The 25,689-nt window shown below is 62.0% G+C and carries 31 protein-coding genes; 19 read left to right on the top strand and 12 right to left on the bottom strand.

Features of this window, described 5'->3' with window-relative positions; all coding sequences use genetic code 11:
* The first annotated feature begins 14 nt into the window (after positions 1 to 14).
* Positions 15 to 842, top strand: coding sequence for a pyrroline-5-carboxylate reductase (gene proC, locus I6E74_RS12870; protein ID WP_197126248.1), 828 nt, complete (start codon positions 15 to 17; stop codon positions 840 to 842).
* 64 nt (positions 843 to 906) lie between these two features.
* Here proC and I6E74_RS12865 read toward each other — a convergent pair whose 3' ends face one another.
* The 6 genes from I6E74_RS12865 to I6E74_RS12840 form a co-directional block, all read right to left on the bottom strand.
* A complete protein-coding gene (locus I6E74_RS12865) occupies positions 907 to 2,154 on the bottom strand; it encodes a sugar ABC transporter permease (RefSeq protein WP_197126247.1) in 1,248 nt (415 codons plus the stop codon).
* Positions 2,151 to 2,975: an ATP-binding cassette domain-containing protein gene (locus I6E74_RS12860; protein ID WP_197126246.1), complete on the bottom strand. Its 825-nt coding sequence runs from the start codon at positions 2,973 to 2,975 to the stop codon at positions 2,151 to 2,153. The genes I6E74_RS12865 and I6E74_RS12860 overlap by 4 nt, the downstream gene beginning before the upstream one ends.
* 66 nt (positions 2,976 to 3,041) lie before the next feature.
* Complete coding sequence (locus tag I6E74_RS12855) at positions 3,042 to 4,118, bottom strand: sugar ABC transporter substrate-binding protein (protein ID WP_307784476.1); 1,077 nt, start codon at positions 4,116 to 4,118, stop codon at positions 3,042 to 3,044.
* Entirely contained in the window at positions 4,115 to 5,323 is a 1,209-nt protein-coding gene (locus tag I6E74_RS12850) for an ROK family transcriptional regulator (RefSeq protein ID WP_197126245.1), read from the bottom strand. The genes I6E74_RS12855 and I6E74_RS12850 overlap by 4 nt, the downstream gene beginning before the upstream one ends.
* A 50-nt stretch (positions 5,324 to 5,373) precedes the next feature.
* The gene (locus tag I6E74_RS12845; RefSeq protein ID WP_197108335.1) at positions 5,374 to 6,045 is read right to left on the bottom strand and encodes a TrkA family potassium uptake protein; all 672 of its coding nucleotides are present in this window, start codon (positions 6,043 to 6,045) and stop codon (positions 5,374 to 5,376) included.
* On the bottom strand, positions 6,038 to 7,477 hold the full coding sequence (locus tag I6E74_RS12840; protein WP_231601500.1) for a TrkH family potassium uptake protein: 1,440 nt from the start codon (positions 7,475 to 7,477) through the stop codon (positions 6,038 to 6,040). The genes I6E74_RS12845 and I6E74_RS12840 overlap by 8 nt, the downstream gene beginning before the upstream one ends.
* Before the next feature lie 64 nt (positions 7,478 to 7,541).
* On the opposite strand from I6E74_RS12840, the gene I6E74_RS12835 reads away from it, so the two are divergent.
* From I6E74_RS12835 to I6E74_RS12825, 3 genes are all read left to right on the top strand, one after another.
* Positions 7,542 to 8,024 (top strand): helix-turn-helix transcriptional regulator, encoded by a 483-nt coding sequence (locus I6E74_RS12835; protein ID WP_197126244.1) that lies wholly within the window; start codon positions 7,542 to 7,544, stop codon positions 8,022 to 8,024.
* A 150-nt stretch (positions 8,025 to 8,174) separates the two neighbouring features.
* A complete protein-coding gene (locus I6E74_RS12830) occupies positions 8,175 to 8,369 on the top strand; it encodes a helix-turn-helix domain-containing protein (RefSeq protein ID WP_129072959.1) in 195 nt (64 codons plus the stop codon).
* Positions 8,370 to 8,507: 138 nt separating this feature from the next.
* On the top strand, positions 8,508 to 8,606 hold the full coding sequence (locus tag I6E74_RS12825) for a 30S ribosomal protein bS22 (protein ID WP_003792170.1): 99 nt from the start codon (positions 8,508 to 8,510) through the stop codon (positions 8,604 to 8,606).
* Between the two features lie 85 nt (positions 8,607 to 8,691).
* On the opposite strand, the gene I6E74_RS12820 is transcribed toward I6E74_RS12825, so the two are convergent.
* Positions 8,692 to 9,456 (bottom strand): HAD family phosphatase, encoded by a 765-nt coding sequence (locus I6E74_RS12820; protein WP_197126243.1) that lies wholly within the window; start codon positions 9,454 to 9,456, stop codon positions 8,692 to 8,694.
* Positions 9,457 to 9,474: 18 nt separating this feature from the next.
* Here I6E74_RS12820 and I6E74_RS12815 point away from each other — a divergent pair, with 18 nt between their 5' ends.
* The 3 genes from I6E74_RS12815 to I6E74_RS12805 all read left to right on the top strand — a co-directional run bounded on the left by I6E74_RS12815 (position 9,475) and on the right by I6E74_RS12805 (position 10,323).
* Entirely contained in the window at positions 9,475 to 9,738 is a 264-nt protein-coding gene (locus I6E74_RS12815; RefSeq protein ID WP_197126242.1) for a glutaredoxin family protein, read from the top strand.
* A complete protein-coding gene (locus tag I6E74_RS12810; RefSeq protein ID WP_197108327.1) occupies positions 9,735 to 10,034 on the top strand; it encodes a Dabb family protein in 300 nt (99 codons plus the stop codon). The genes I6E74_RS12815 and I6E74_RS12810 overlap by 4 nt, the downstream gene beginning before the upstream one ends.
* Before the next feature lie 109 nt (positions 10,035 to 10,143).
* The gene (locus I6E74_RS12805; protein ID WP_197126240.1) at positions 10,144 to 10,323 is read left to right on the top strand and encodes a YegP family protein; all 180 of its coding nucleotides are present in this window, start codon (positions 10,144 to 10,146) and stop codon (positions 10,321 to 10,323) included.
* Positions 10,324 to 10,376: 53 nt separating this feature from the next.
* On the opposite strand, the gene I6E74_RS12800 is transcribed toward I6E74_RS12805, so the two are convergent.
* Both I6E74_RS12800 and aspS read right to left on the bottom strand, forming a co-directional pair.
* A complete protein-coding gene (locus tag I6E74_RS12800; protein ID WP_197126239.1) occupies positions 10,377 to 10,667 on the bottom strand; it encodes a hypothetical protein in 291 nt (96 codons plus the stop codon).
* An 85-nt stretch (positions 10,668 to 10,752) separates the two neighbouring features.
* On the bottom strand, positions 10,753 to 12,081 hold the full coding sequence (gene aspS, locus I6E74_RS12795) for an aspartate--tRNA(Asn) ligase (RefSeq protein WP_197126238.1): 1,329 nt from the start codon (positions 12,079 to 12,081) through the stop codon (positions 10,753 to 10,755).
* 67 nt (positions 12,082 to 12,148) lie between these two features.
* Here aspS and I6E74_RS12790 point away from each other — a divergent pair, with 67 nt between their 5' ends.
* The 5 genes from I6E74_RS12790 to ccsB are packed head-to-tail and all read left to right on the top strand — an operon-like array spanning position 12,149 to position 16,742.
* Positions 12,149 to 12,784, top strand: coding sequence for a histidine phosphatase family protein (locus tag I6E74_RS12790; protein ID WP_197126237.1), 636 nt, complete (start codon positions 12,149 to 12,151; stop codon positions 12,782 to 12,784).
* Positions 12,781 to 13,371, top strand: a complete 591-nt coding sequence (locus tag I6E74_RS12785) for a TlpA disulfide reductase family protein (protein WP_197126236.1) — start codon at positions 12,781 to 12,783, stop codon at positions 13,369 to 13,371. Before I6E74_RS12790 ends, I6E74_RS12785 begins: the two co-directional genes overlap by 4 nt.
* Complete coding sequence (locus I6E74_RS12780) at positions 13,371 to 14,114, top strand: cytochrome c biogenesis protein CcdA (protein ID WP_197126235.1); 744 nt, start codon at positions 13,371 to 13,373, stop codon at positions 14,112 to 14,114. Before I6E74_RS12785 ends, I6E74_RS12780 begins: the two co-directional genes overlap by 1 nt.
* A 55-nt stretch (positions 14,115 to 14,169) precedes the next feature.
* A complete protein-coding gene (locus tag I6E74_RS12775) occupies positions 14,170 to 15,744 on the top strand; it encodes a cytochrome c biogenesis protein ResB (protein WP_197126422.1) in 1,575 nt (524 codons plus the stop codon).
* The gene (gene ccsB / locus I6E74_RS12770; RefSeq protein WP_307784474.1) at positions 15,741 to 16,742 is read left to right on the top strand and encodes a c-type cytochrome biogenesis protein CcsB; all 1,002 of its coding nucleotides are present in this window, start codon (positions 15,741 to 15,743) and stop codon (positions 16,740 to 16,742) included. The genes I6E74_RS12775 and ccsB overlap by 4 nt, the downstream gene beginning before the upstream one ends.
* Before the next feature lie 122 nt (positions 16,743 to 16,864).
* Here ccsB and I6E74_RS12765 read toward each other — a convergent pair whose 3' ends face one another.
* Both I6E74_RS12765 and I6E74_RS12760 read right to left on the bottom strand, forming a co-directional pair.
* Complete coding sequence (locus I6E74_RS12765; RefSeq protein WP_197126234.1) at positions 16,865 to 17,479, bottom strand: hypothetical protein; 615 nt, start codon at positions 17,477 to 17,479, stop codon at positions 16,865 to 16,867.
* Between the two features lie 65 nt (positions 17,480 to 17,544).
* Positions 17,545 to 18,537, bottom strand: coding sequence for an o-succinylbenzoate synthase (locus tag I6E74_RS12760; protein WP_197126233.1), 993 nt, complete (start codon positions 18,535 to 18,537; stop codon positions 17,545 to 17,547).
* Positions 18,538 to 18,579: 42 nt separating this feature from the next.
* Here I6E74_RS12760 and I6E74_RS12755 point away from each other — a divergent pair, with 42 nt between their 5' ends.
* From I6E74_RS12755 to I6E74_RS12740, 4 genes are all read left to right on the top strand, one after another.
* Positions 18,580 to 19,005, top strand: a complete 426-nt coding sequence (locus I6E74_RS12755) for a 1,4-dihydroxy-6-naphthoate synthase (RefSeq protein WP_197126231.1) — start codon at positions 18,580 to 18,582, stop codon at positions 19,003 to 19,005.
* A gap of 81 nt (positions 19,006 to 19,086) precedes the next feature.
* Positions 19,087 to 20,058, top strand: coding sequence for a 1,4-dihydroxy-2-naphthoyl-CoA synthase (locus I6E74_RS12750; protein ID WP_197126229.1), 972 nt, complete (start codon positions 19,087 to 19,089; stop codon positions 20,056 to 20,058).
* 51 nt (positions 20,059 to 20,109) lie between these two features.
* Positions 20,110 to 21,240, top strand: a complete 1,131-nt coding sequence (locus I6E74_RS12745; protein ID WP_197126227.1) for an AMP-binding protein — start codon at positions 20,110 to 20,112, stop codon at positions 21,238 to 21,240.
* A 9-nt stretch (positions 21,241 to 21,249) separates the two neighbouring features.
* Complete coding sequence (locus I6E74_RS12740) at positions 21,250 to 22,248, top strand: 1,4-dihydroxy-2-naphthoate polyprenyltransferase (RefSeq protein WP_197126226.1); 999 nt, start codon at positions 21,250 to 21,252, stop codon at positions 22,246 to 22,248.
* Positions 22,249 to 22,254: 6 nt separating this feature from the next.
* Here I6E74_RS12740 and I6E74_RS12735 read toward each other — a convergent pair whose 3' ends face one another.
* Positions 22,255 to 22,605, bottom strand: a complete 351-nt coding sequence (locus tag I6E74_RS12735; RefSeq protein ID WP_197126224.1) for a DUF4229 domain-containing protein — start codon at positions 22,603 to 22,605, stop codon at positions 22,255 to 22,257.
* A gap of 54 nt (positions 22,606 to 22,659) precedes the next feature.
* Here I6E74_RS12735 and I6E74_RS12730 point away from each other — a divergent pair, with 54 nt between their 5' ends.
* From I6E74_RS12730 to I6E74_RS12720, 3 genes are all read left to right on the top strand, one after another.
* The gene (locus I6E74_RS12730) at positions 22,660 to 22,992 is read left to right on the top strand and encodes a PLD nuclease N-terminal domain-containing protein (RefSeq protein WP_197126222.1); all 333 of its coding nucleotides are present in this window, start codon (positions 22,660 to 22,662) and stop codon (positions 22,990 to 22,992) included.
* Entirely contained in the window at positions 22,973 to 24,688 is a 1,716-nt protein-coding gene (gene menD, locus I6E74_RS12725; RefSeq protein ID WP_197126221.1) for a 2-succinyl-5-enolpyruvyl-6-hydroxy-3-cyclohexene-1-carboxylic-acid synthase, read from the top strand. Before I6E74_RS12730 ends, menD begins: the two co-directional genes overlap by 20 nt.
* 71 nt (positions 24,689 to 24,759) lie before the next feature.
* Positions 24,760 to 25,584: a polyphosphate kinase 2 family protein gene (locus I6E74_RS12720; protein ID WP_197126219.1), complete on the top strand. Its 825-nt coding sequence runs from the start codon at positions 24,760 to 24,762 to the stop codon at positions 25,582 to 25,584.
* The last annotated feature ends 105 nt before the right edge of the window (positions 25,585 to 25,689 follow it).

Raw genomic sequence — 25,689 nt, 5'->3', positions numbered from 1 at the left:
TCTAGGATGTTCACGTGACTACTTCTCTTCCTAGCATTGCAATTGTCGGCGCCGGATCAATGGGAGGTGCCATCCTGTCGGGTTTGCTTGACCCCTCGGTGACTGTAAGCGGGGGAATCCGCGTCACAAATCGCACCGAAGCTAAGGCTGCTGTGGTGCGTTCTGAGGGCGTGGAGTCCTTTGCGCTGGAGAATACTCCTGATGGCAATGCGCGCGCTGTGAAGGGGGCGAAGGTCGTGATGCTGGGGGTAAAGCCCGCCATGATCCCCGGCACCCTTACCGCCCTTGCCCCATTCTTAGAACCCGATGCGATCATCATCAGCGTTGCTGCGGGTGTAACAACCGCACGGATGGAAGGCATCGTCGACAACGTTGTGTTGCGTGCCATGCCCAACACTCCCGCTATCGTCGGCAAGGCCGTGACGGGACTCAGCGCTGGGTCGCGCGCCACCGCGGATGACCTCGCCCTCGGCCGCGCCGTGTTTGAGACGGTCGGCACCGTCGTCGAAACACCGGAATCGCAGATTGATGCGCTCAGCACCATCTCGGGTTCCGGCCCGGCCTACGTGTTCTTGATTCTCGAAGAGTTTGCTCGCACCGCCGTCGACATGGGCTTCACGCCCGAGCAGGCACTGACCCTGGTTGCCGGAACGTTTGAAGGATCGCTCGCACTGCTGGCGTCATCCGATAGTTCACCGGCGCAACTGCGTAAGCAGGTTACGAGCCCTAAGGGCACGACCGAGCGTGCGGTTGAACAGCTGCAGGCTGCCGATCTGAAGGCAATTTTTGACAAGGCGACCGCTGCGGCGCTCGCTCGGGCCACGGAGCTCGCTGCCGGCTAATCGCTCTTACCCGTTCGTGCGGCCCCATTCGTGCCGCCTCGCGCATGCGGCTGCGCGACCGCTTTTAGAAGCGGCCGTGCAGCGCGCGCGAACGACGAGACATCGAGTCGATGATCACGGCGAGCAGTAGCACCGCTCCCGTGACCATGTAGCGCACCGAGGAGTCGAGGCTCAGCAGCGTGAGGCCGCTCGAGATCGACTGAATGACGACAATGCCCAGCAGGGCAGACCAGGCGCTTCCGCGACCGCCGAAGAGGCTTGCACCGCCGATCACGGCTGCTGCGATGGCAGTGAGGTTGGTGTCGCCCCCGCCGCTGCTCTGGTTGGCGGCGGCCAGTCGTGATGCCGCCAGAATGCCACCGAGCGCTGCAAGTGTCGCACTCACTACGAACACCGAAATGTAGACCCGATCAACCCGGATGCCTGCCCGCCGGGCTGCTTCGACGTTGCCGCCGACCGCATAAATGGAGCGCCCCCAGCGCGTGCGCTTGAGCGCAAAGTTGACGGCCATCACGAGCACAACGAAGAGCAGGAACATGAGGCCGATGCCGCGGTCGGTGTTGAGGTACCAGGCGCCGAACAGCAGAGCGACGATCATGAGTGCGCCGCGAAGCAGGATCGCGGTGCGCGACTCGGGCAGCAGGCCAGCGCGGATGCGGCGGTTCGCTAACGACAGATGTGTTCCAACGTAGGTGAGAGTCGCAAGCCCGGCGAGCACGTACGAGAGCCACGCGGGCAAGAACATGAGCTGGGCGAATTGCACGATCCCGGAGTCGAAGGGGATGTTGATCGAGCCGAGCTTGCCGAGCACCCACAGTTGGAGCCCGAGCACGCCGAGCAGGCCCGCGAGGGTGATGACGAAGCTGGGAACGCCGAAGCGGGTCAGCAAGAACCCGTAGAACCATCCGAAGAGTGCACCAGCGGCGAGCGCGGCAAGAATCGCGAACGGCAGCGGCCAGTTCAGCTGGGTGAACGTGACCGCCAGAATCGCGGCCGCGAGTCCAGAGAGCGACCCGACCGAGAGGTCGATCTGGGCGAGCAGCAATACGAGCACTACACCGAGCGCGATCGTGCCGAGCGCGGCGGACTGCATCGCGAGGTTCACGAGGTTGGCGCTCGACAGGAACGTGGGGTTCAGGATCTGGAAGATGGTCCAGATGAGGGCAAGACCCACGACAACGGGAATCGCCCCGAGGTCGCCCCCTCTGACGCGTGACCGGAACGCGGCCCAGGATTCTGCGAGTCCTGACGCGGGCGGAAGTTCGACCGCGGGGGTGTTGTTCGTGGGCGGTTGCGTGTCGGAGGTGCTCATGAGCTGAGTCCTTCCTTGATGCGGGTGAAGGTCGCGCCGGTGAGGCCAGCGCGCCGGCTCACCGCGTTATCCGTTGCGCCCGTAATCGCCGCGATGATGTCTTCGTACGTCACGTCGACCACCGCAAAGTCACCGTTATTGCGCCCAAGACGCAACACCACAACGCGGTCAGCGACGGCCTGCACGTCAGCCATGTTGTGGCTCACTAAGACGATGCCGTGACCGCGCTCGCGGAGGTGCTCAATAAGGTTCAGCACCTCAGCAGTTTGAGCGACGCCGAGGGCAGCGGTGGGCTCATCCAACACCACAATCGACGGATTACCAATGAGCGAACGCGCAATGGCAACGGTCTGGCGTTGCCCGCCCGAGAGCCCCGCAACGGGAGTGCGCACGGAAGGAATCTTGGCTGATAGCTGCCGCAAGAGCGCCCAGGTCTGCTGCTCCATCTCGACCTCGTCGAGCGCCCGAGTGCCCAGCTCGCGGCCCAAGAACAGGTTCGACACCACATCGAGGTTGTCGCATAGCGCCAAATCCTGAAACACCGTCGCGATGCCGAGATCGCGGGCATCCGTCGGGTTCGACAATGACACTTCGTCACCGCGATACGAAATAGTGCCCGAGCTGGCCGGATGCACGCCCGCGAGCACCTTCACGAGCGTCGACTTTCCCGCACCGTTGTCGCCGACGATCGCCACAACCTCGCCGGGATAAATGTCGAGCGACACATCGCTCAGCGCCTCGATCGCGCCGAACTGCTTGCTGATTCCACGCAGCGAAAGGATCGGCTCATCGTCTGAGGTGGCCGGAGTGACATCAGTCATAGTGGCTCTCTTCCCTGAGTTCATTGACCGTACTGAGTTCGTTGACCGCTCTGGTGTCGTTGGGCATTACTGAATCCCCGCCGCCGCACAGGCTTGGGCGTATTCGGCCGTGCAAATCTGCTCAACGCTATAAAAACCATCAGCGACGACGGTCTCCATGATGTTGTCGATTGTCACGATCACGGGAGTCAGCAGCGTTGTCGGAACGCCGTTGGTTTCTTCGCTTTGCCCCACAAGTTGCTTGCCGTCGAGCAGCGCCACCGCGTGCGTCGCCGCGATCTCAGCTTCTCGCTTCAGATCCTTGTAGACGGTCATGTACTGGTCGCCACTCACGATGCGTTGGATGGCGGTGAGTTCGGCATCCTGACCGGTGACGGGAGGCAACGGGGTCACCCCGCCAGCCTTGAGCGCAGCGATCGCACCCCCGGCCGTTGCGTCGTTGGCGGCATAGACGCCGATGAGGCTGTCGCCGAACTGGGTGACTTGGCTTGCCATCCACTCCTGGGCCTTGTCTGGGCTCCAGTCGGGAGTGTCGAATTCGGCGACGACGGTATAAGCGCTGCCATCGATCACGCTGTGCGCGCCCTTCTTGAACAGGCGCGAATTATTGTCGGTGGGGGAGCCGTTGATCATCACAATGTTGCCCTCGGAGTAGCCCTCCTCGGCGAGGCGCTCGACGAGAGCTTTGCCCTGCAGCGCTCCGACCTTTTCGTTATCGAACGACACCCAGAAGGCCAACTCGGGGCTGCCAATCAGGCGGTCGTACGAAATCACGGGAACCTTGTAGGACTGGGCCGTCGCCACGATTGTCACCGCCGCCGAAGAATCAACGGGGTCGAGCACGAGCACGCTAATGCCCTGAGCAAAAGCCGACTCCGCCTGCTGTTGCTGCTTCGCCGGGTCCTGATCGGCATTCGCATAAATCACGTCGCACTCGGGGCACAGCTCAGCAACTTTGGCCTCGAAGAAAGGGCGATCGTAAGCCTCGTACCGCGCCGTCTTCGACTCCGGCAGCAGCAGAGCAATCGTGCGCGAACCATCATTCGAAGCGCCGGGCTCCATCAAGGCGCAACCCCCCAGAGCGAGCACCGCCACAAGCGCAAGAGCGATCAGTCGCATCATTCGCGCACGGACGGATGTCACGAAGCCTCCGCCTCTGCAGGTTCAGCACTCAACGTGGCATCAGCACCAATCGTGAGCTGATCAATCGCAAAAGCGATCGACCCCAACAGCTCACTGCGCGGCCCCAGTTGGCTCTGCACCAGATCGGCAGCCTGCCCAGACCCCACGATGACCGAACGCTCCATCGCGTGCCGCATCGGGCCCAATAAGAGTTCGCCCGCCTGCGAGAGCTCGCCGCCCACCGCAATGCGCTCCGGATCGAAAACGTTACTGAGGTTGCCCGCGGCGATGCCGAGATGCCGTCCGGCGTCGGCAATGGCCCGGATACACGCGTTATCCCCAGCGATTGCGCGAACAACCACATCGTGAAGCTTGAGACCGCGACGGCCAGTGCGCACCGACTCAACGATGGCCTGACCACCGGCGAGAGTTTCGAGGCATCCACGATTGCCGCAGCGGCAGAGCGCGCCATCTTCGTCGAGAACCATGTGACCGAATTCACCGGCTGTGCCGTGGTGGCCGCGGAACACCGCCCCGTTCAGGATGAGGCCCGCGCCAATACCGTCGTCGATGCTGACATAGAGAGAGTTGGGCTTGCCCCGCAGTGCGCCCGAACGGTACTCGGCCAGCGCGCCCATGTTGGCGTTGTTGTCGACATACACCGGGCTGTTGAGGCGGATGCCGAGAGACTCTGCGACAGGAACGCCGTCCCAGCCGCGCAAGATTCCTGTGCGCGAAATGATGCCGGTTGACTGATCCATGGGCGCGGGCATCGCGAGGCCAACCGCGAGGATCTCGTCGTGAGTGGCGTCGACCGACTCGAGCATGTCGGTGATGAGTTGGGCGGCCCGGTTGAGTTCGTTGTCGGCGCGATGGTCTTTCGCGAGCGGCATGTGGTGCTCAGCAACGACGGTGTGCGCAACATCGGAAAGGGCAACGCGCATGTGGCGTTCGGAGAAGTGAACGCCGGCGACGAGGCCAAGCGCGCGAGCAAGCGTGACCTGATGGGCGCGACGACCACTGCGCGTGCTCATCGTGGTCGCGAGCACCCCGGCGGTGACGAGCTCTTTAACAATGTTGGAGACCGTCGCGGGCGAAAGACCCGTTACCCCGGCCAATTCGATCTGCGTGAGGCCACCATGGTGCTTCACCGCGTCGACGATGCGAGCGCGGTTAGCTTCGCGGAGCGAAGTTTGCGACCCCGGGGTCGCCCGTTTTTTGCTCACGGAATCAAGATACAGGTAGCCGGTGCGCGCGGATCAGTCCACGAACGGGGCTACGTTGCGAGTGTCGCGAACTTTTCGATGTCGACGGAGTTGCCGCTGACGATCACGAGGTCGTGGTTCGAGATCACCGTCTCGGGGGTTGCGTAGGTAAATTCCTTGCCGGGCGACTTCACTCCGACCACCGTGATGCCGTACTTGCGGCGCACTTGCGACTCACTCAGCGGGAGCCCGCGGATGGGCTTCGGCGGATACATCTTCACGATGGCGAAGTCATCATCGAACTCGATGAAGTCGATCATCCGGCCCGAAACCAGGTGAGCAACGCGCTCGCCGGCTTCTGCCTCGGGGTAGATCACGTGGTTGGCGCCGATGCGGTTGAGGATTTTGCCGTGGGAGCGGCTGATCGCTTTCGCCCAGATTTGCGGAATCTTGAGGTCAACGAGGTTGGCCGTGATGAGCACGCTGGCTTCGATCGACGAGCCGACAGCCACGACGGCGATCGAGAAGTCTTGCGCGCCGATCTGCTGGAGAGCGTCGAGGCTGCGAGCGTCCGTCTGCACGGCGTGAGTGACGCGTTCCGACCATTTTTGTACGAGGCTGAGGTCAGCATCGATCGCTAAAACTTCGCGGTCGAGGCGCTGAAGCTGACCGGCAGTGGCCGCACCGAAGCGACCGAGCCCGATTACTAGCACCGGGGCATTGTGGGCGATCTTGTCAACCAACGATGGGCCTCTCTTCTGCTCTCGTGAACAATTGACGGCGCTGACTGGCCGCAAGGGCTGCCGCCAGCGTAACCGTTCCCACTCGTCCAGCCCACATTGTGGCGGCGAGGATGTACTTGCCGCCGTCGGGCAGCGTTTCGGTGAGCCCCGTAGAGAGCCCACACGTGGCAAAGGCCGAAATCACGTCAAAAAGCACCCTGTCGAGGGGCTCCTTGGTTATCTGCAAGATGGCGATGGTCGATATGGCGACGATCGTTGCGCCCCACAGCGTGACGCTGACGGCGAGGCGAAGTACGTCGGTGGGGATACGACGCTCGAAGGCGTGCATGTCGTTGTCACCGCGAGCTTCCGCAAGGGCAGCCAAGAACAGCACAGCGAGAGTCGTGACTTTGATGCCACCCGCGGTGGAGGCAGAGCCGCCGCCCACAAACATCAGCATGTCGAAGACGAGCAGCGTCGACCCATTCAGCTCATTGATGTCGATGGTGGAGAACCCACCCGAGCGTGTCATGGTCGATAAGAAAGTGGATGTCAGGGGGCGCGAGATCAGGCTTTGCCCACCGATGGTGTTGGTGTTGTTCCATTCCAGAATGAGCACTGCTAGTGCCCCGAGGAAGATCAGCAGCACCGTCGTGAAGAGGGTGAGGCGTGCGTGAACCGAGAGGCGGGCGCCGTCTTTGAGGTTGCGGACTACAGCGAAGATCACGGGGAAGCCGAGGCTTCCTAGGAACACACCGACGCCAATCGCGCCGAGCATCCAAGGATCTTGAGCGAAGGCTTCCATGCCACTGACCGCCGGCACAAAACCGGTGTTTGTGAAGGCCGATGCCGCGAAGTAGAAGCCCTGCCAAATGGCGGGCCACACGTCGAAACCTTCCACAAGCAGGCGCGGGATGATCACGAGCGAGAGCACGACCTCGATGGCCAGCGCGCTGATGGCTACGGTCGCGAGGAGCCCACCAATTTCGCCAAGACGAATAGCTTGGGATTCAGAAACAGGGCCGACGTGGATGCGCGAGGGGTTCGAGTCGCTCGCGGCGATGAGTCGTTGGCGCAGCCCGAGGCGGCGCGACACGACGAGGCCCAGCATGCTGGCCAGAGTGAGCACGCCGATTCCGCCGACTTGCAGACCGATGAGGATCGCGGAGTTGCCGAAGGCTGACCAGTGCGTCGACATGTCGACGGTGGTGAGGCCGGTCACGCAGATGGCGGAGACGGCGGTGAAGAGTGCATCCACGAGGGGGGTGGCTTGGCCATCCCGAGCCGATATGGGCAACACGAGAATGGTCGTGAGCACCACAACGAGCGCCGAGAAGATGGCGATAGCGAAGCGCGCGGGAGTCGCAGCGGCGAAACGATCGATCACATCACGGACGCGGGCGAGGATGCTGCGTTCACGCGGGTGCGCACGCATAGGTGCCCAAGAGCTCATAAATTTATCTCCCCACGCACAGGAGGCCATGGTACTCCTCAGAAACGCCCGGTACCCTATTGCAATGGCCGACATCTTTGACGTAGTAGCCGATTCAACGCGGCGTAGCCTTCTGACCGTGCTGCTTGAGCAGTACATCGCCTCTGATTCTCCGAGCGGCGAGCTGAGCGTAAGTGAGATTGTCGAAAAACTCGATTTGAGTCAGCCGACGGTCTCCAAGCACCTGAAGGTGCTGCGCGATCACGGGTTGGTGTCGGTGCGTGAAGACGGCCAACACCGCTATTACCGCCTCGATTCTTCTCCTCTTGAAGAGATTGAAGACTGGCTGATCCCGTTCTTGAGCGCGGACTTCCAAGAAGACTTTGACGAGGAGCTGCTCGCCTCGACCGGCGCTTTCTCGGCCTGGTCGGGAGCAGATGTCGGAGACAACTTGGGCCGCCAGGTTGCGGATCGCGCCTACCGGGCTCGCACCGCGCTGCACGACGTCGCGGAGGCTGCAAAGCACCTGCCGAGCAGCGTTCGCTCTCGCATCTTCCGCAAGGACTAAGCGGGAGGCGCGCCGGGCGCGCACCTTGAGGGGTGGACAGCGAGTCACACCAGCCCCTATTGTTACCGTTTAGCACTTCAGTCACATGCTGGGTGCTTTGTGCAGTCGTTTCGTGCGTTCTGCAGTTGGTGAAACTAAGGGGCTGGTCCGATGTCACGGGATCTATCTGAGATGCGTTTTCTCACCGTCGCTGAGGTGGCGGATATGATGCGCGTCTCAAACATGACCGTGTATCGTCTGGTTCACTCCGGTGAACTCCCGGCTGTTCGTTTTGGCCGTTCATTCCGCATCCCGGAATCGGCTGTAGCGAGCGCCGTTGCACCCCCAATCTCTGAGGTTGGATAGCGGCGAATCGTCGCTGAGGGTTCATTCCCAGTTCATCGAGACTTTTAAACCCGCCCGGTGCGGTAAACTCTTCCGGTATGTCTTTCCGCGGTTCTGAATCGGACCGGGTCGGTTCGTTCAGAAATCAGTGAGGTTCCTATGGGTTCAGTCATCAAAAAGCGTCGCAAGCGTATGGCAAAGAAGAAGCACCGCAAGCTGCTTCGTAAGACACGCCACCAGCGTCGCAACAAGAAGTAACTAGTCCCAATGACTAGGGGCCGTCTTTCGAGACGGTCACAACTCGAACACCCGAACGTTCATCTGAACGATCGGGTGTTCGGCGTTAACGAGCGTTTTTGCGCACGATCTTGGCTTGCTGCTTCACGCGGCGCCGGGCTTCTTTGAGGCCGGCGCGGCTGAGCGGCAGTACTGGCCAGCCCATTTTTTGGGCATAGTGGGTGAGTTTCACATCCGCGTTCACGGCCACACGATTGCCTACGGCGCTCAGTAGCGGGATGTCGTTGCTGGAATCGGAGTATGCCCAGCAGTCTGCCAGGTTGGCCCCGAGCCGCCCAGCGAGCTCTGTGGCGACGGCAGCCTTCTCTGGCCCGTGAAGCACGTGGCCGTCGAGTTCTCCCGTGAGAAAGCCGTCTTCGGCGCGCACGCGGGTTCCGAGCGCGCCCGTAAGGCCGAGTCGCTCGGCGATCACTTGCGCCACAAACTGGGGCGTTGCGGTGATGAGCCACACTTCGTGGCCCTTCGCGAGGTGCTCTTTGGCCAGATCGACGGTTTCGGGCCACAGGTTGGGCAGAATGTCTCGCTCGTAGATGGTCTCGGCGAGATCGATGAGCGTCTGCAGGGAATGTCCGCCCACGATCTCAAGCGCCCGTTCCCGCGCGGAGGTCATGTGCTTGTGGTTTTCTCCCACAGCGACGAACCGAAACTGGTGCCAGGCAAAGCGAGCAATATCTCGCCAGCCCACGATTCCGCGCCGCCAGGCTTCCTTGCTCAAATAGAAAGCACTCGCACCACGCATGAGCGTGTTGTCCACGTCAAAGAAAGCCACAACGGCGTTCTGGCTGGGCGGGGGCGACGTTACCTCGTGCATTCGCATTATTCTAGGGTCGTGCCCACGAAACGTCTCACTTTAATTGGCAAACCCGGTTGTCATCTTTGTGACGATGCCCGCGAAACGATCAATCAGGTCGTCGCGGCACTGGCCTCAACCATCGAGATCGAACTCACTGAGCAGTCGATTCTGGAGGATGAGCAGTTGAACGCGAAGTACTGGGACGAGATTCCTGTTGTGCTCATCAACGACCGCGTACACACCATTTGGCGTGTCGAACCCGAGCGCCTCAGCGCTGCTCTTCTGGAGGAAACAGAATGATCCGTCACGTTGTTATGTGGAAGCTCATCGCCGAAGATCCCGCAGACCAGAAGATCGCAGCGGATGCGATGGCTGCTGCGCTGGAACCTCTCGTCGGCAAGATCGATGGTCTCGAAGCGCTAACCGTGCGCCCGGATGTGGCAACCGTCGCCGGAAATTGGGACGTCATCCTTGTGTCTGATCACACTTCGGTTGAGGCCCTTGCGGCGTACGGAACTCATCCGTTGCACGTGGAAGCGGGTGCTGTGGTGAAGGCAAACACTCGTGAACGGGCCTGCGTCGACTTCGAGCTTTAAGCGGGGGAACGACGCCGCCTCTTGTCGGCTGCTCATGCGCCCGCATTAGGATGTGGGGCACTTACCGCGCTCTCGCGTGGTCCCGAAACGAGGATCGAAAGAGGAAACTATGAAGTTTCAAATCGTCAAAGGCAAGAGCGAGACGCAGCCATTCTTCTGGCGCATCGTTGCGAGCAATGGCCAAACTCTCGCGGTGAGCGAGAATTACGTGGCGAAAGCATCGGCGAAGAGTGCTGTGGAGTCGGTCATCAAGAGCGCCGGTGGAGCCAGCATCGAAGACCTTACGTAATACAGGCGTTCGGTGCTCGCGGGGGATCCTCGCGAGCACGATTGTGTGGCCTGCTACTTACTCACTTCGATCGGGCCCGTCATGTGGTTCTTGATCGAGTCCCGTTCAGCGGCCAGTGATGCCAGCGTTCCGCTGTCGAGGCCTGGCTGCAGCATGTCATCGAAGGGATTGCCCATCCCACTCTTGGAGTGCACTGCTTCGGCGTAGGCCGTTGCTGCTGCCGCTACCTTTGCGCTCGCACGCTGAGCCTTCTTGAGCGAGACAGCACTGCTGCCCACAACCTCAGCGTGCTTATTCAGTGCCTTCTTCAGGTCTTTGAGTGCCGAATCAATTTTCTTTGACATGAGGTCATCCTGTCCTAATTGGCTATGCGCTGGCTATGGGTTCGGTGTGTCGAACTGTGAGGCCCTCGCGAGCCCCACAGGGCGGCTACGGAGTGAGGCGGGTTGGTCCGCGGAACAGATACGTCGCTTCGCGCAGGTTGGGCAGACCGAGGAGCAACATCAGCACGCGCCCGAGGCCCATGCCGAATCCACCGTGCGGCGGTACGCCGTAGCGGAAGAAGTCGAGGTAGAAATCGAGCTCGGCCGGGTCCATGCCCTTGTCGCGAATCTGTGCTTCCAGCACGTCAACGCGGTGCTCGCGCTGGGCGCCAGTGGAGATCTCGACGCCGTTGAACACGAGGTCGTAGCTGTTCGTGAGGCCCGCATCATCCGCGTGACGCATGTGATAAAACGGGCGGATGCTGGCGGCGTAGTCGGTCAAGAACACGAAATCGTGGTCGTACGTTTCTTTCACGTAGGCGGCGATCTGGCGCTCGCCCTCCGGGTCCATGTCGGCGTCGGCGCGCGGCACCGTGTAGCCACGGTCGCTGACGATCTGCTTAGCCTCGGCAAGCGGGATGCGGGGGAAGGGGCGAGTTGGCACCGTCATTTCGATGCCGAACAGCTTCTCGATCTCTTCGCCGTGCTTGTCTTTGACAGCCTGGAAGCCGGCAACCATGAGCTCTTCGTGCAGGTTCATGACGTCTTCGTGGCTGGAGATCCAGCTGATCTCGCTGTCGACCATCGTGAACTCGGTGGCGTGACGCGACGTGAAGCTGGGGTCGGCACGGAAGCTGGGGGCGATCTCGAAGATCTTGCCGAAGCCAGCGGACTGCGCCATCTGCTTGAAGAACTGGGGGCTCTGCGCCAAGTAAGCCTTGGTGTCGAAGTAGTCGACCTCAAACAGTTCAGCCTTCGACTCGCTGGCGCTGGCCATGAGCTTGGGGGTGTGAACCTCGATGAAGTCGTTCTCGACCCAGTAGGTGCGCCAGGCGTGCTCGAGCGTGGTCTGGATGCGGAAGATCAGGTTGTTGCGCGGCACGCGAAGGTCGAGGAAGCGCCAGTCCATGCGCTTGTCGACGCTGGTGTCTTCAGCGATCGGGGTTTCAGCGATTGCCTCGCCAGCAAGTTCGATGCCGTCGAGCTTGATCTCAACGCCGCCAAGCTTCACGCGCTCGTCGTGCTTCAACTCACCGGTTGCGGTGAGGAAGGTGCCCTGAGCGAGGCCCGAAATGATCTCGGCGAGGGGATCCTCTGCCGCGGTGCCGTCGTCGTTGAACGAGCGGGGGTGAACAAGCTGCACCGCACCCGACTCATCGCGCAGCACGACAAACTGCACCTTCTTTTGATCTCGAACAGTGTCGACCCACCCCGAAACGGAGGTTGCTCCATCGCTTGCGGCGGCCAGGTTCTTAGTGAGGGTGCGTGTAGTCACAGCGCCGAGTTTACAAGGGATCACGCAAGAGAAAGTGCGGCAGGGCAGCAGACGTAGACTGAATACCGTGCCAGCAGACCTCATCCATCTCGTTCGCCATGGTGAAGTGCACAATCCCGACCGCATTCTCTATGGCCGTCTCCCCGGGTATCACCTCAGTGAACTCGGTCATAAAATGGCGGATGTCGCCGCCGCAAGCTTCGCGAAGCGGCCCCTCACAGCGCTCTATGCGAGCCCCCTGCAGCGCGCTCAAGAGTCAGCGCAACCCTGGACGGAACGCTACGGCCTCCCCATCACGACCGAAGAGCGCATCATCGAACCCCACAACTGGTTTGAGGGCGGTCGCTTGCAGTTTCCGAAAGTTCTCACGCAGCCACGCGCGTGGCCGCACCTGATCAACCCGCTCAAGCCCAGTTGGGGTGAGGCATACGTGAGCATCGAAGCGCGCATGCTTGCCGCTATTGATGAGGCGTGGGCCGCTGCCGAGGGCGGCGAAGTCGTCATGGTCAGCCACCAGCTGCCGATCGTGATGGTCGCGCGTTCCGTCAAAAAGATGCGGCTCGCCCACGACCCCCGCCACCGTCGCTGCACGCTGTCGAGCATCACGACTCTCGCTCGCGAGGGAGACCATTTCGTCGAGGTTGACTATCAGGAACCTGCGGGAGACTTGCTCGCAGCATCCATCGATCTAGGAGCAGTGTGAACCGCCGTCTTATCGCCGCTGTTGTGGCGAGTCTCGCCCTGTTTACTGTGTCGTGCTCCGGCACCACCGAAAGTCTCGCGCAGCAGTACGAGAACGGATCAGAAGAGGGCTATATCTCCGGCGACGGTTCGACGGTCGAGATTCCGGCCGACAGTCGCGACGAACCCGTCACTTACGAGGCAACTCTCGACACCGGCGAGACCGTGTCGAGCGATGACTTCGCCGGGTCCGTTTATGTCGTGAACTTTTGGTACTCGAGTTGCCCGCCGTGCCGCCTCGAAGCGCCCGACCTCGCCGCGCTGAGCGAGCAGTACACCGAGGTTCCCTTCTTGGGCGTTAACGTATCCGACACTGCCGAAACGTCGCTCACCTTCGCTGACGAGTTCGGCATCCCGTACGCCTCCGTCGTGGATGCCACGACAGCGGGCGTGCAGCTGGCGTTCGCCGGTTCCGTGCCACCGAACGCGGTGCCCACCACTCTCGTGGTCGACCGTGAAGGGCGCGTTGCCGCACGCATCAGCGGTCTGGTGCGCGACCCCAGCATCCTCGCAGCGATGATGGACTCCGTCATCGCTGAGGAACAGTAGTGTCGAGTCCGGTCGGGGAGCTCATTCTCGGCGGCAACCTCCTTCTCGCGATTCCGATTGCGCTCCTTGCAGGCCTAGTCTCGTTTGCCTCACCCTGTGTTCTGCCTCTCGTGCCTGGCTACCTTGGTTACATCGGCGGGTTCACGAGCGCAGAGGAGAAGGGCAGCACGAAGCGCCTTGTTCTCGGCGTGAGCCTCTTCATCCTGGGTTTCACCGTGGTCTTCGTGGCCTTCACGGTACTGTTTGGCACCGCCGGTCTTCTGCTGCGGCCCTGGCTTGATCTGATCACCCGCATCGCCGGGGCGCTCGTGATCGTGATGGGTGTCGTGTTCATTGGGCAGGTCACCTTCGCGCAGCGCACGATCAAGCCGAAGTTCAAGGTCGCAACCGGCCTCGCTGGTGCACCGCTGCTTGGCGTCGTTTTCGCCCTCGGCTGGACCCCGTGCGTTGGTCCCACCCTCATCGCCGTCGGAAGCATGGTCTTGGATGGCGGAGACCCCGGCCGGGCCGCTATCGTCGGCATCGCCTACAGTCTCGGTCTCGGCATCCCGTTCCTGCTGGTGGCTCTTGGATTGAACTGGGCGACCGGTTCGGTGGCGTGGATGCGCCGCCACATCCGTCTTATTAATCTGATCGGCGGAGCACTGCTCGTGTTGATCGGTCTACTCATGGTCACCGGTGTGTGGCGTGCAATCGTGACAAGTTTGGGGGCGGTAATCGGTGGCTTCGACACACTCCTCTGATTCAGAAGCTGGCGATTCGGTAACGGGCGGGGATGCCACGCGTCCCAGCGACCACATGGACGCGCCAACGCCTGCGCCGGAAAGCAAGATCACGCAGCCGAAGCTCGGGCTTGCGGGCTACGGTCGCTTTTTCTGGCGCCAGCTCACGAGCATGCGCACGGCGTTGTTCCTGCTGCTTCTCTTGGCCGTTGCGGCAATCCCGGGCTCTCTCGTGCCGCAAATCACGTCGGACCCTAACGGCGTCATTGCCTATCGCAACAACTATCCAGACACCGCAGCGATTCTCGACTTCTTTCAAGTCTTCAACACCTACTCCTCGGTGTGGTTCTCGTCGATCTACCTCCTGCTCTTCATCTCCCTCATCGGCTGTGTGCTGCCGCGCACCAAACATCACTTCGATGCGCTTCGTGCTCGCCCACCCAAGACTCCAGCGCGTCTCTCGCGGTTGCAGGGTTTCACCACCCGCACGACAGAGGCGGATGTCACAACGACGATCGATTCAGCACGTGGCCTGCTGCGCTCGCAGCGGTACCGCACCGAGCTGTATGGCGATTCGGTCAGCGCTGAACGCGGCTACCTGCGCGAAACGGGAAACCTCGTCTTTCACGCCGCTCTCGTCGGCGTTCTCGTGACAGTGGGGATCGGCGGCGGCTTCGGCTACACCGGGCAGCGCGTAGTCGTAGAGGGCTATGCATTCAGTAACTCGCTCGCCAGCTATGACTCGTTCAACCCGGGCCGGTTCTTCAGCGATGACGCTCTCGACCCGTACACCGTCGCGCTTGACTCTTTCGAGCCGGTCTACGAAATCGAGAACCAACAGGCGATCGGTCAAGCGATTGACTTCACCGCCAACGTCACGACCACGGTGCGCGGCGACGAGCCTCAGCAGTCTCAAATCAAGGTCAATGAGCCTCTCAGCCTGAGCGGCACCAACCTGTATTTGCTCGGCAACGGCTATGCCCCGGTTATCACCGTGCGTGATGCGGACGACAAAGTCATCTGGTCGCAACCAACGCCGTGCCTGCCGTTCGACGCCAACCTCGGCAGCACCTGCATCATTAAAGTGCCCGACGGACTCGATCAGCAGATCGGGATGCTCGGCTTCCTGTATCCGACCGCCGGAACCCTCAGCTCCGGAGCACTAGCTTCCGTGTATCCCGACCTGGTGTCACCCGTGCTCACGTTGGAGGTGTACGAGGGCGACCTCGGTCTCGACAACGGGCAGGGCACCAACGCCTATTCGCTCAACACTGACTCTCTCGAGCAAATCGCGGGCCGGAGTTCCGACGCTGAAACCTTGCGCCTCACTCCCGGCGACCGGCTCGAACTGCCCAACGGTTTGGGCAGTGTCGAGTTGACGAGCATCCCGCGCTTCGTCTCCCTCGATGTGCACCATGATCCGTCGCAACTGCCGGTGCTGTTGTTCGCCATGCTTCTCTTTGGCGGCCTCATTACGAGCCTCTTCGTGCCCCGTCGCCGCATGTGGGTGGCCGCCACGACTGACGCCGCTGGCGTGACAACAGTTGAGTATGCCGCGCTGGCTCGTGGCGACGACCCTAACCTCGAAGCGGCAGTCGCCGACTTTGCCGATAAGCATTCCCAGCAACTGAGAGTTAGGGTGGAATCGTGACTGAGACCCTCGTGTCGTATTCGCTGATTGCGGTTTATTCAGCGATGGCGATCTATACCTTTGCGTTCATAATGTTCGCCGTCGATTTGGCACGCCGCTCGGCGGAGTCGAGCGATGCTTCCGCAGCGAGTGCAACCGGGTTGGCTACGGCATCCGCCCAGCAGTCATCTGTCATGCAAGCGGCAAGTTCTGGCGGTACGGCAACGCTAACCGCGAGCCCCGCTTCGACGGGTGATGCCGCTATTGCTCACTCGCCCAAGTCGTTGCGAATCGCCATGGCGCTGACCGTAATTGCGTGGGTGCTGCACGTGAGTGCCGTCATTTTCCGCGGGGTTGCCGCGGGCCGCGTTCCGTGGGCGAATATGTTTGAGTTCACGCTCACCGCAACAGCCCTGATCGTCGGCGTTTTCTTGCTGGTGCAGTTCTGGCAAGACCTGCGCTTCCTCGGCTCATTTATCACCGGGTTCGCATTGCTCGCGCTCGGCGTCGGCACCTCAAGCTTCTATGTGGATGTTGTGCCCCTGCCGCCAGCGCTGCAGTCGGCCTGGTTGGTTATTCACGTCTTCGTCGCGAGCCTCAGCACCGGGTTCTTTGCCCTCGCGGCCGGACTTTCGGTGGTGCAGCTCATGCAGTCGCGTCGCGAAGCGGGCAAGGCGCTCAAGTTGCGCTTCCTTGACACTCTGCCTGCGGCCGACCGCCTTGAGACTCTCGCCTACCGTCTGACCGTGGTCGGCTTTGTGATGTGGACCTTCACTCTCATCGCTGGCGCTGTTTGGGCCGAGCGGGCCTGGGGTCGTTACTGGGGCTGGGACACCAAAGAGGTCTGGACCTTCATCATTTGGACCATCTATGCCGGTTACATTCACGCCCGGGCAACCCGCGGCTGGCGCGGATCGCGGTCAGCATGGCTTGCGATCGTGGGCTTTGCAGCCGTTATCTTCAACTTCACCGTCGTGAACCTCTTCTTCAAGGGACTTCACGCCTACTCCGGCCTGTAAACGACCGCTGCGGGCGGCGCAGATCGCGGCGCGCCCGTGGCGAAGAAAAACGCTGGGGCCGCACCGAGCTGCACCCCAGCGTTTGATTGGGGAGAGCCCCTTCGGGCTCACGGTAGTAGTGACTAGCTGGCGGGCGTGAGTTGCATCGGCACGGTGGGGTTTCCCTCTCCCGTGGAGAAGTGGATGATCGGGCCATCGTCACCGCATTCATACGGTGCTGAGTTGATCGGGGCATCCGCCAAGAAGCTGTTTGTGAGATCAGCGCCATCCATGGTGACCCCCGAGACCGTCACGCTGACGGCGATGTCGCTCACCTCTTGTGAAGTCGTAATCACGGTGTCAGTGGCGGTGTAATCGCCGCTGATGCCGCCAGTGATGGCTCCCGTGCCCTCAGTGCCAGCAACCTGCAAGAGGATCTCGAAGTCGGGAGTGTAGGTGTAGGTCGCGTCGGTGAAAGCGAGCCCGGTTCCACCCTCGACTGAGATGTCGAGTCCGTCGTTAGAGCCACTGACAGCGGAGTAGAAGCCCTGCATCTGATCCTCGGCGATGTACCAGTCTCCGATGAGGCACTCGGGGCCGGTGGCAGCGTCCTCTTCGACTTCCTCGGGGGCTGCGGCATCCGTCTCCACCGTGGGAGTGCTTGGTTCGTCGGCCGGCGCCGAGCACCCGGTGAGTACGGCGAGGCTGAGCAGACTCACGGCGGCGATGGCACCTAGACGGCGCGATTCAAGACTCATGTGTACTCCTCGGAAGTGATTGCCCTCGGAGACAACCAGTTCGTCCACCCTACTGAGCGGCCGCGTTACTGTGCTGAGTAGTTTTTACCTAGTTCGTGACAGCGGACGAGGCGATCTCGCCACCACTGCGTACGTTCGGGATTAGCGGCCCAGCGAGTGAGCAGCGCCTCGTCGGCCTCGATGCGGCGCACTTCGAGGTGCCCGTCGCGAGCGCGCAGGGGAGCAGCGGTAACGTCGGCGGCGAGCAAGGATGCCGTGGCGAGTCCGCAGTCATAGTCGAGGGGATCGATGGCGGCAGCCAAGTGCGCGCCCATCGCGAGCCCCACCGAGGTCTCAAGGGCGCTGGAGACCACAACGGGCAGCCCGGCATTCTTCACGATCTCCAGAGCGCGCGAGACGCCACCCAGAGGCTGTGCCTTGATGACGAGGAGGTCGGCGGCACCCGCGCGGGCGACCGCGAGCGGGTCGGCGGCTTTGCGCACACTCTCGTCAGCCGCGACGGGGATGCCCATATAGGCAATGCGCGTGTGCAGCTCACCGAGTTCTTCCACTGTCGCGCACGGCTGCTCGACATACTCAAGGTCGAATCCGGCAAGGGCATGCACAGCACGCTCGGCCTCATCGACCGTCCACGCGCCATTCGCATCAATGCGGATGCGGCCAGTCGGCCCCATGACGCGGCGCACTTCGGCGACGCGGGCAATGTCATCCTCGAGGGTCTGATCGGGCTCGGCAACCTTCACCTTGGCGGTGCGGCAGCCATGGAAACGTTCGAGAACCGCTTCGACCAGCTCGGCGGGAACAGCGGGCACGGTGGCGTTAACCCAAATACGATCGCGCACGAGGGGCGGCATCTCGTTGTAGGCATAATCGATCGCGGCCAAGAGCCACGGGGTTGCTTCGACATCGTCGTACTCCACGAATGGTGAGAACTCGCTCCACCCCTGCGGGCCGCGAAACAGGAGTGCTTCGCGTTGATCGATGCCGCGAAAACGGGAGGTCATGGGCAGGGACACCACGTGAGCGGTGTCGAGAATGTCGTTCGCTGAAGGGAACATGTTCCCAGTCTGACAAGTTCCACTGTCAGTTAGGGTAATTGCGTGACTAATCCGGGGGATATCGAGCGCATTGCGACCAAAGTGGTGCCCTATTACGTCGTAGGTGTTGTCGACGACGAAGAAACTGAGCTGCCCGCCGACGGCGAGCACGAGCCAACCCCCGACGCCGAAGAGGTGCCAGTTGCGCGGAGATCACGCCCGCGGTGGCTGGGCTTTGTTGCCGCAGCACTCGGCGTCGCCACTCTCGTCTTGTTCATCATCGCGATGATCGTCTCTGCTGGCGGGGACTACTCGAACGGCACTGCTCTGGCGTATGCCGCGATCGTGGTGTCAATCTCAGCCGCCATTACCGCCATGCTGTGTCTCATTTTCGGCCTGCAGCGCCGCTGGGCAGCATTTGGGCTTGCCGTCGCCGTTCTCTCGAACCCACTCATCGTGTTGTACGTGTTCCGCTTCTTCGGCAGCTAAAGGTTCGTCGCGACGAACGAAAGCCGAACATCCCCGGTTCGGCATCAGCCTGCTCTCCACCCCGATGGTTAGGGTGGAGCCATGGCGCCTGTTTCTGAAATTTTCGACGAGAAGTTGTGGCGATCGGTCGCCGGGTTCGATGACCTCACCGACATCACGTACCACCACGATGTGAGCGGAACGATTGCGCGCATCGCGTTCGATCGTCCCGAAGTGCGCAACGCCTTCCGGCCACACACCGTCGACGAGTTGTATCAAACACTGGATGACGTGCGCCAGAATCCTCGCATCGGCGTCGTGCTGCTCACGGGCAACGGCCCGAGCGAGAAAGATGGCGGCTGGGCGTTCTGCTCTGGCGGCGATCAGCGCATCCGTGGCCGTGCTGGTTATGAGTACGAAGGCCAAGAGGGCGCAACGAATCCGACCGCTGCCGCCGGGCTCTCCGCGGCTGAGGCCGAGGCCGATGCTGCCGCCGCTGCGGGAAAGCGCCGCGCCGCCGCCGGACGCCTGCACATTCTTGAAGTCCAGCGCCTCATCCGCTTCATGCCCAAGGTCGTTATCGCGGTCGTTCCCGGCTGGGCTGCCGGGGGAGGGCACTCGCTGCACGTGGTCTGTGACCTCACGATTGCTAGCGCCGAGCATGCCCGCTTCAAACAGACGGATGTCGACGTCGGCTCCTTCGACGCCGGTTACGGCAGTGCCTACTTCGCTCGCCAAGTAGGCCAAAAGTTTGCCCGTGAAGTGTTCTTCCTGGCCCGCGAGTACGACGCGCAACGCGCCCTCGACGCGGGAGCGATCAACGCTGCCGTGCCCCACGCCGAGCTCGAAGCCACCGCCTACGAGTGGGCGCAAACCATCATGACGAAATCGCCGACCGCTATTCGCATGGTCAAGTTTGCCCTCAACGCGGTTGACGACGGCCTTGTTGGTCAGCAAGTTTTTGCGGGCGAAGCGACGCGCCTCGCCTACGGCACCGACGAAGCTGTCGAAGGCCGCGATTCGTTCCTGCAGAAGCGCGAACCCGACTGGTCGCCCTTCCCCTGGCAGTACTAACGCCCAGGCATCCCTAACGCTCCCGCAGTTCTAACCCAGAGAGGTTTACCCGTGACCGCTGACACCACTTCGACCCGAGAACTCTGGTCTATCGACGCCCGCGATCCCCGCAAAGTCTGGGCGGCGCTGAAGCCGGCACTCGACGGAACGGGAGCCGCGATTCTGCCGCACCCGGCCTCCCCCTCTGGCCTGCCAGAAACCGTGCCCGCGAACGTCGCGGTGATCGTAGAAACGAGCGGATCGACCGGCCGACCCAAGCGCGTGATGCTGAGTGCTGACGCCCTGAAGGCGAGTGCTGCGGCATCCGATGAGCTGCTGGGTGGCCAGGGGCAGTGGCTTCTCGCCGTGCCCGCGCACTACATTGCCGGTATCAATGTGCTGGCTCGCTCCTATTTTGCGGGCACCGAGCCGATCATGATGTCGACGCGTGACTTCACCGCGACCACCTTCGTGGAGGCGGCAGCTCAGCTCACGGGGGAACGGCGTTTCGTGTCACTCGTGCCCGTGCAATTGGCGCGTCTTCTCGAATCGGAAGAGTCCATTGCGGCGCTTTCCACCTTCCAGCAGATTCTGGTCGGCGGCCAGTCGATCCCCGTAGCGTTGTTGGCGGCAGCCCGCGCTCGCGGTCTCGCCGTCTCGACCACGTATGGGTCGAGCGAAACCAGTGGCGGCGCTGTCTGGGACGGCATACCGCTGCCCACCGCGCAGGTGCGCCTCGTTGATGACCGCATCGAAATCGCTGGACCCATGCTCGCCGAGGGCTACCTTGACGACCTGCGGCGCAGTGCATTCTCGTTCCGCGTGCAGGATGGCGTGCGGTGGTACCGCACCGACGATGTCGGCGAGCTCGTCGACGGCGTGCTGCGCGTGCGCGGACGAGCCGACGACATGATCATTTCCGGTGGCGTGAAGGTCTCCATTGCCGAGGTGGAGACCGCTGTGCGCACGCTACCCGGCCAAGACTCAGCCGTCGTCGTTGCCGCTCCCCACCCTGAGTGGGGTGAAGCCCCCGTGGTGATCACGACGCGGGCGATCGCTCTCGACGTGGTGCGCCAAGCGGTGGCAACTCAGTTGGCTTCGGCTGCTGCCGCACCCGCGCGCGTGATGCTGATCGATGAGATTCCTCTGCTTTCGACAGGAAAACCCGATCGACTCGCCTTAGCCACAGTCGTGCTTAAGTAGAATCCCTCCGTGGCCTCTCCTAAAAAGCAACGCATCGACCCCGCAACCGTTTCGACCGCTGCGGCGAAGAAAAAGAGCGGACGTCCCGGTGGGCGACCGCCCAAGGCGCCCAAGATTGCGAAAGCAACCGTGCGCGACTGGATCAGTGGCGCCCGCATCCAAACCCTGCCGTTAGCTTTTGCGCCTGTCGCGCTCGGCACAGCGGCGGCCTACGTGCTTCCGCACGACGTTGATGGGGCCGGCTGGCACTGGGTCCGCGCGCTGCTCTGCCTCGTCGTTGCGGTCTCGCTGCAAATTGGCGTGAACTTTGCCAACGACTACTCCGACGGAGTGCGGGGAACGGATGACCACCGCGTCGGCCCTCGTCGCCTCACCGCTTCGGGTGCCGCTCGCCCGCGCACCGTCATCACTGTTGCCTTTGCCTGGTTCGGTATCGCCGCCATCGCCGGACTCGTCATCGTCGTGCGAACCGGACACTGGTGGATGCTTGCCGTCGGCGCCGCGGCCATCATCGCCGCCTACTTCTACACGGGAGGCAAGCGCCCCTACGGCTACCTCGGCCTCGGTGAAGTGTTCGTCTTCATCTTCTTCGGCCTCGTCGCCACCGCCGGCACCACGTTCGTGCTCGCCGGCACCGTAAACCTCGAGTCGTGGCTGGCAGCGGTTGCTGTCGGGTTATTTGCTGTTGCAACTCTCATGGTCAACAACATCCGTGATATCGCCCAAGACAAGATCGCCGGAAAGCGCACCTTGGCCGTGCGGATGGGCAATCTACCGTCGCGTATTTTCTACGTCGTCGCGATGCTCGTGCCGTTCGTCATCCTGGGCGTCTACTCGTTGCTGTACTTCAACGCCTATCTCGTGAACTTCGTCTTGCTCGTGGCACTGCCCGCCTGCGTGATTGTGCTCACCGCAAAAACGCCAGCCGAACTGATCTTGGCGTTGCGCCTCACCGGGCTCACCGCGCTGCTGTTCGGCCTAGGGCTCGCGGCAGCAATCGCGTTCTAATCGTTGTTACTGGGCGTCGTTACGAGGCGCAGGTGTAGTGCTCTGATCGGCGGATGACGCGCTAGTTTCCGCTTCTGCGTCAGCACCGGCATCCGCTTGCTCCTCGGCAGCATCGTGGTCGACAGCGGCATCCTCGGCGTCACGGTCAGGATCGTGGCTGGGGCGCCCGCGACGCGAAGCAAGGTCGAGCGCCACCGCATCCCGAAGCTTCGAGAAAAACACATACGAAATAGCAAATCCCAGAATTGCGGCGATGAGGGCGGCGATCCACGGCTCAACGTTCGCGATCATCAGCACGGTGAAGGCTGCGGCGAAGACTCCGACGCGGAGAAGAGAGTAGGAGATCCAAGGTTTCACGGCAACAGTCTAGGCTCGCAACCCGCGTGCAGACTGCGAGCGTAGAATGGTCGCATGCCTCGCCTATTGGTAGTCCTCGCTTTCGCGCTCGTTGCGGTAGACGTGTTCTCCATTGTGGATGTGATTCTTACCGAACGCAGCCGGGTTCGCGCGATGCCGAAGGTGTTGTGGATCATTGTGATTCTGCTGCTACCGGTCATCGGTGTTGTGCTCTGGTTCATGCTCGGCAAGGCACGTAGTGCCAGTTCTGGCCACACACGCAGCGTTGCCCCCGACGATGACCCTGACTTCTTGCGCAAGATGCGCCGTCAGGAAGAACAAGATGAGCGCATTCGCCGCCTCGAACAGGAACTAGCAGATCTCGACGATGACGATAAGACCAACTAACTCTCCAGCCACCAACTACTCGGTAGCCCTTCTCGAAGAGTTTGTTCGTCTCGGCGTTCGAGATGTTGTGCTGAGCCCCGGCTCGCGCTCGCAGGCTCTCGCGTTGGCGGCTGCCGAATTCGAGAAGCAGGGACTGCTGCGGTTGCGCGTGCGCATCGATGAGCGCGTTGGCGCCTTCCTCGCGCTGGGCCTTGCCGTCGAAACAGGTTCGCCCGTGCTGGTTATCACCACCTCGGGCACTGCCGTCGCCAACCTGCACCCTGCGGTCCTTGAAGCGCACCACTCGGCCGTTCCGCTGATCATTATTAGCGCTGATCGCCCTGACTCGTTGCGCGGTATTGGCTCTAACCAGACCACCCAGCAGCCCGGTATTTTCGGCACCGCTGTGCACCAGACGTGGGACGTTGAGGCGCCGACCGGTGCTGCTGGCGAAATGGATGCCGCAGCGCAACTCGCTCGCGATGCGATCGCCGCGGTCGATGGCCCCGTGCACCTCAATCTCTCGTTTGACGATCCGCTGTCGGCCCCGTTCGTGTGGGAGCCCACCGCAGCAGACGTGGCCCCCGAGCCGGCAGGCACTCGCGAACCCGTCTTCCCTGACCTTTTTAGTGACCTCGACCCCGTCGTGGAGAACACCACTCACCAGTCGCCGGGTGCGCCTACGACTCTCGCTATCTCACCGTCGCCCGCCACCGTCGTTATCGCGGGCACCGGCGCTGGTCCCCGTGCTGAGCAAGTGGCCCGCGAACTCGGTGCACCGCTCATCGCGGAGGTCGCGAGTGGGGCCCACTTCGGGCCCAACCTGGTGGTCGCCTACCGCGAGCTGCTGAACGCCGCCAACTTCGGCGACCGAGTCGCACGGGTGATCGTGTTTGGGCATCCGACTCTCAGCCGAGAGATTCCCGCGCTCATTCAGCGTCGTGGGGTGCAAACCATTGTGGTGCGGCATCCTTCGGCTGACGATTACAACCCTGGTCGTTGCGTTCGCCTCTTCGTTGACGAGGTTTCGGTCTCGGGCGAAGCCACCGATCGCGCGTGGTTGGGTCGCTGGGTGATGTCGAGCCGTCAGTTGCTCGAAACCGAGAGCATCGCTCCTGATATCGAGGCGGATGCCGGAACCCACGCCAAGTCAGAACTCGCCATCGTGCGCACCCCCGTTGACCGGCGGATGCTCGCCGAAGCCGTTTGGCGCGCCACCTGGCCGCACGACCGTCTCGTCCTTGGCGCGTCACGGTTGATCCGCGAGGTCGACCGTGTGGTGCCGGGCAAGAAGATTTCGGTGCACTCCAATCGTGGCCTCGCCGGTATTGACGGCACGATCTCGACCGCTCTCGGAATCGCGCTCGCGAGCCAAGCCGAAGTCGGCAATGAGGGCGTCACTCGGGTGCTCCTTGGCGATCTGGCGATCTTCCATGACGTGGGCGCGCTGATGTTTGGCGTCGGCGAACCCCGACCGCGCATCCAAGTCATTGTCGGCAACGACAACGGCGGCACCATCTTCGACGGCCTCGAGGTGGCGAGCCAGGCTGGCGACAGCTTCGACCGGGTGTTGCTCACGCAACAGAATGCCTCCATCGAGGCGCTCGCTGTCGCGTACGGCTGGCGGTATGTTTCTGCGGCAACGCGAGGAGAACTCGATCAGGCATTGTCTGCTCACCCCGAGCCGACCATCATCGAGGTTCCGCTCGGGCGCTAACGCCCGAGGTCCTGTCTGCCGTCGAGCACGGTTTCGGTGGTGAATAGAAGCGTGCCGAGTAGCCTTGGGGCATGAGCACACTCACGCCTGTCACCGCCGATTTCGAGCTTGCCAGCATCGATCCGTCCTCCACTCCTGAGTTTGATGGCAGCAAAAAGGATGCCGAAAAAGCTCTCGAGAAGAACGGCGAACGTCTCGCTGCGCTTCAAGAGCGGCTCTTCGCCGAGAGCAAGTTCGGCGGCGAGCGCCGCGTTTTGCTCGTGTTGCAAGCGATGGATACCGCGGGCAAGGGCGGCATCCTGCGTCACGTGATCGGTGGGGTTGATCCGCAGGGCGTGCAGATTCATGCTTTCAAAGCGCCGACCGATGAGGAGAAGTCACACGACTTCTTGTGGCGCATTCGCAAGGAGCTTCCTGAGGCCGGGTTCATCGGTGTCTTTGACCGTTCGCACTATGAGGACGTGTTGATCCACCGCGTGCGTGGCTTCTCAACGCCCGAGACGGTCGAGGAGCGCTACGGCATCATTCAGGAGTTCGAAAACGAATTGATCGCGCAGGGCACGACGATCATCAAGGTCATGTTGCACATCGGCGCCGACGAGCAGAAGGACCGCCTGCAGGAGCGCCTCGATCGCCCCGAGAAGCACTGGAAATACAACCCGGGAGACGTGGACGAGCGACTGCTGTGGGATGACTATCAGGAGGCTTACGAGATCGCGTTGCGCCGTACGACGACCGAGAACGCTCCCTGGTACGTGATTCCAGCGAACCACAAGTGGTACGCGCGCTGGGCTGTTCAGCAGCTTTTGCTTGAGGCGTTGGAGAGCCTTAACCTGCAGTGGCCGAGCGCCGACTACGACGTTGAGGCGGAGAAAGTGCGACTCGCGAATAGCTAGTCGGCAGGCGTGAGGCTGGCGGTTCGTGAACAGGAAATGAATCTGCTCGCGAACACTCGAAAATACATAGACGTTCATCTATGCTTTGAGTGTTCAATCGAAACG

Source organism: Salinibacterium sp. SWN139 (assembly GCF_015864625.1).
GTDB lineage: Bacteria > Actinomycetota > Actinomycetes > Actinomycetales > Microbacteriaceae > Rhodoglobus.
This window is presented reverse-complemented; position numbering and strand designations above follow the sequence as displayed.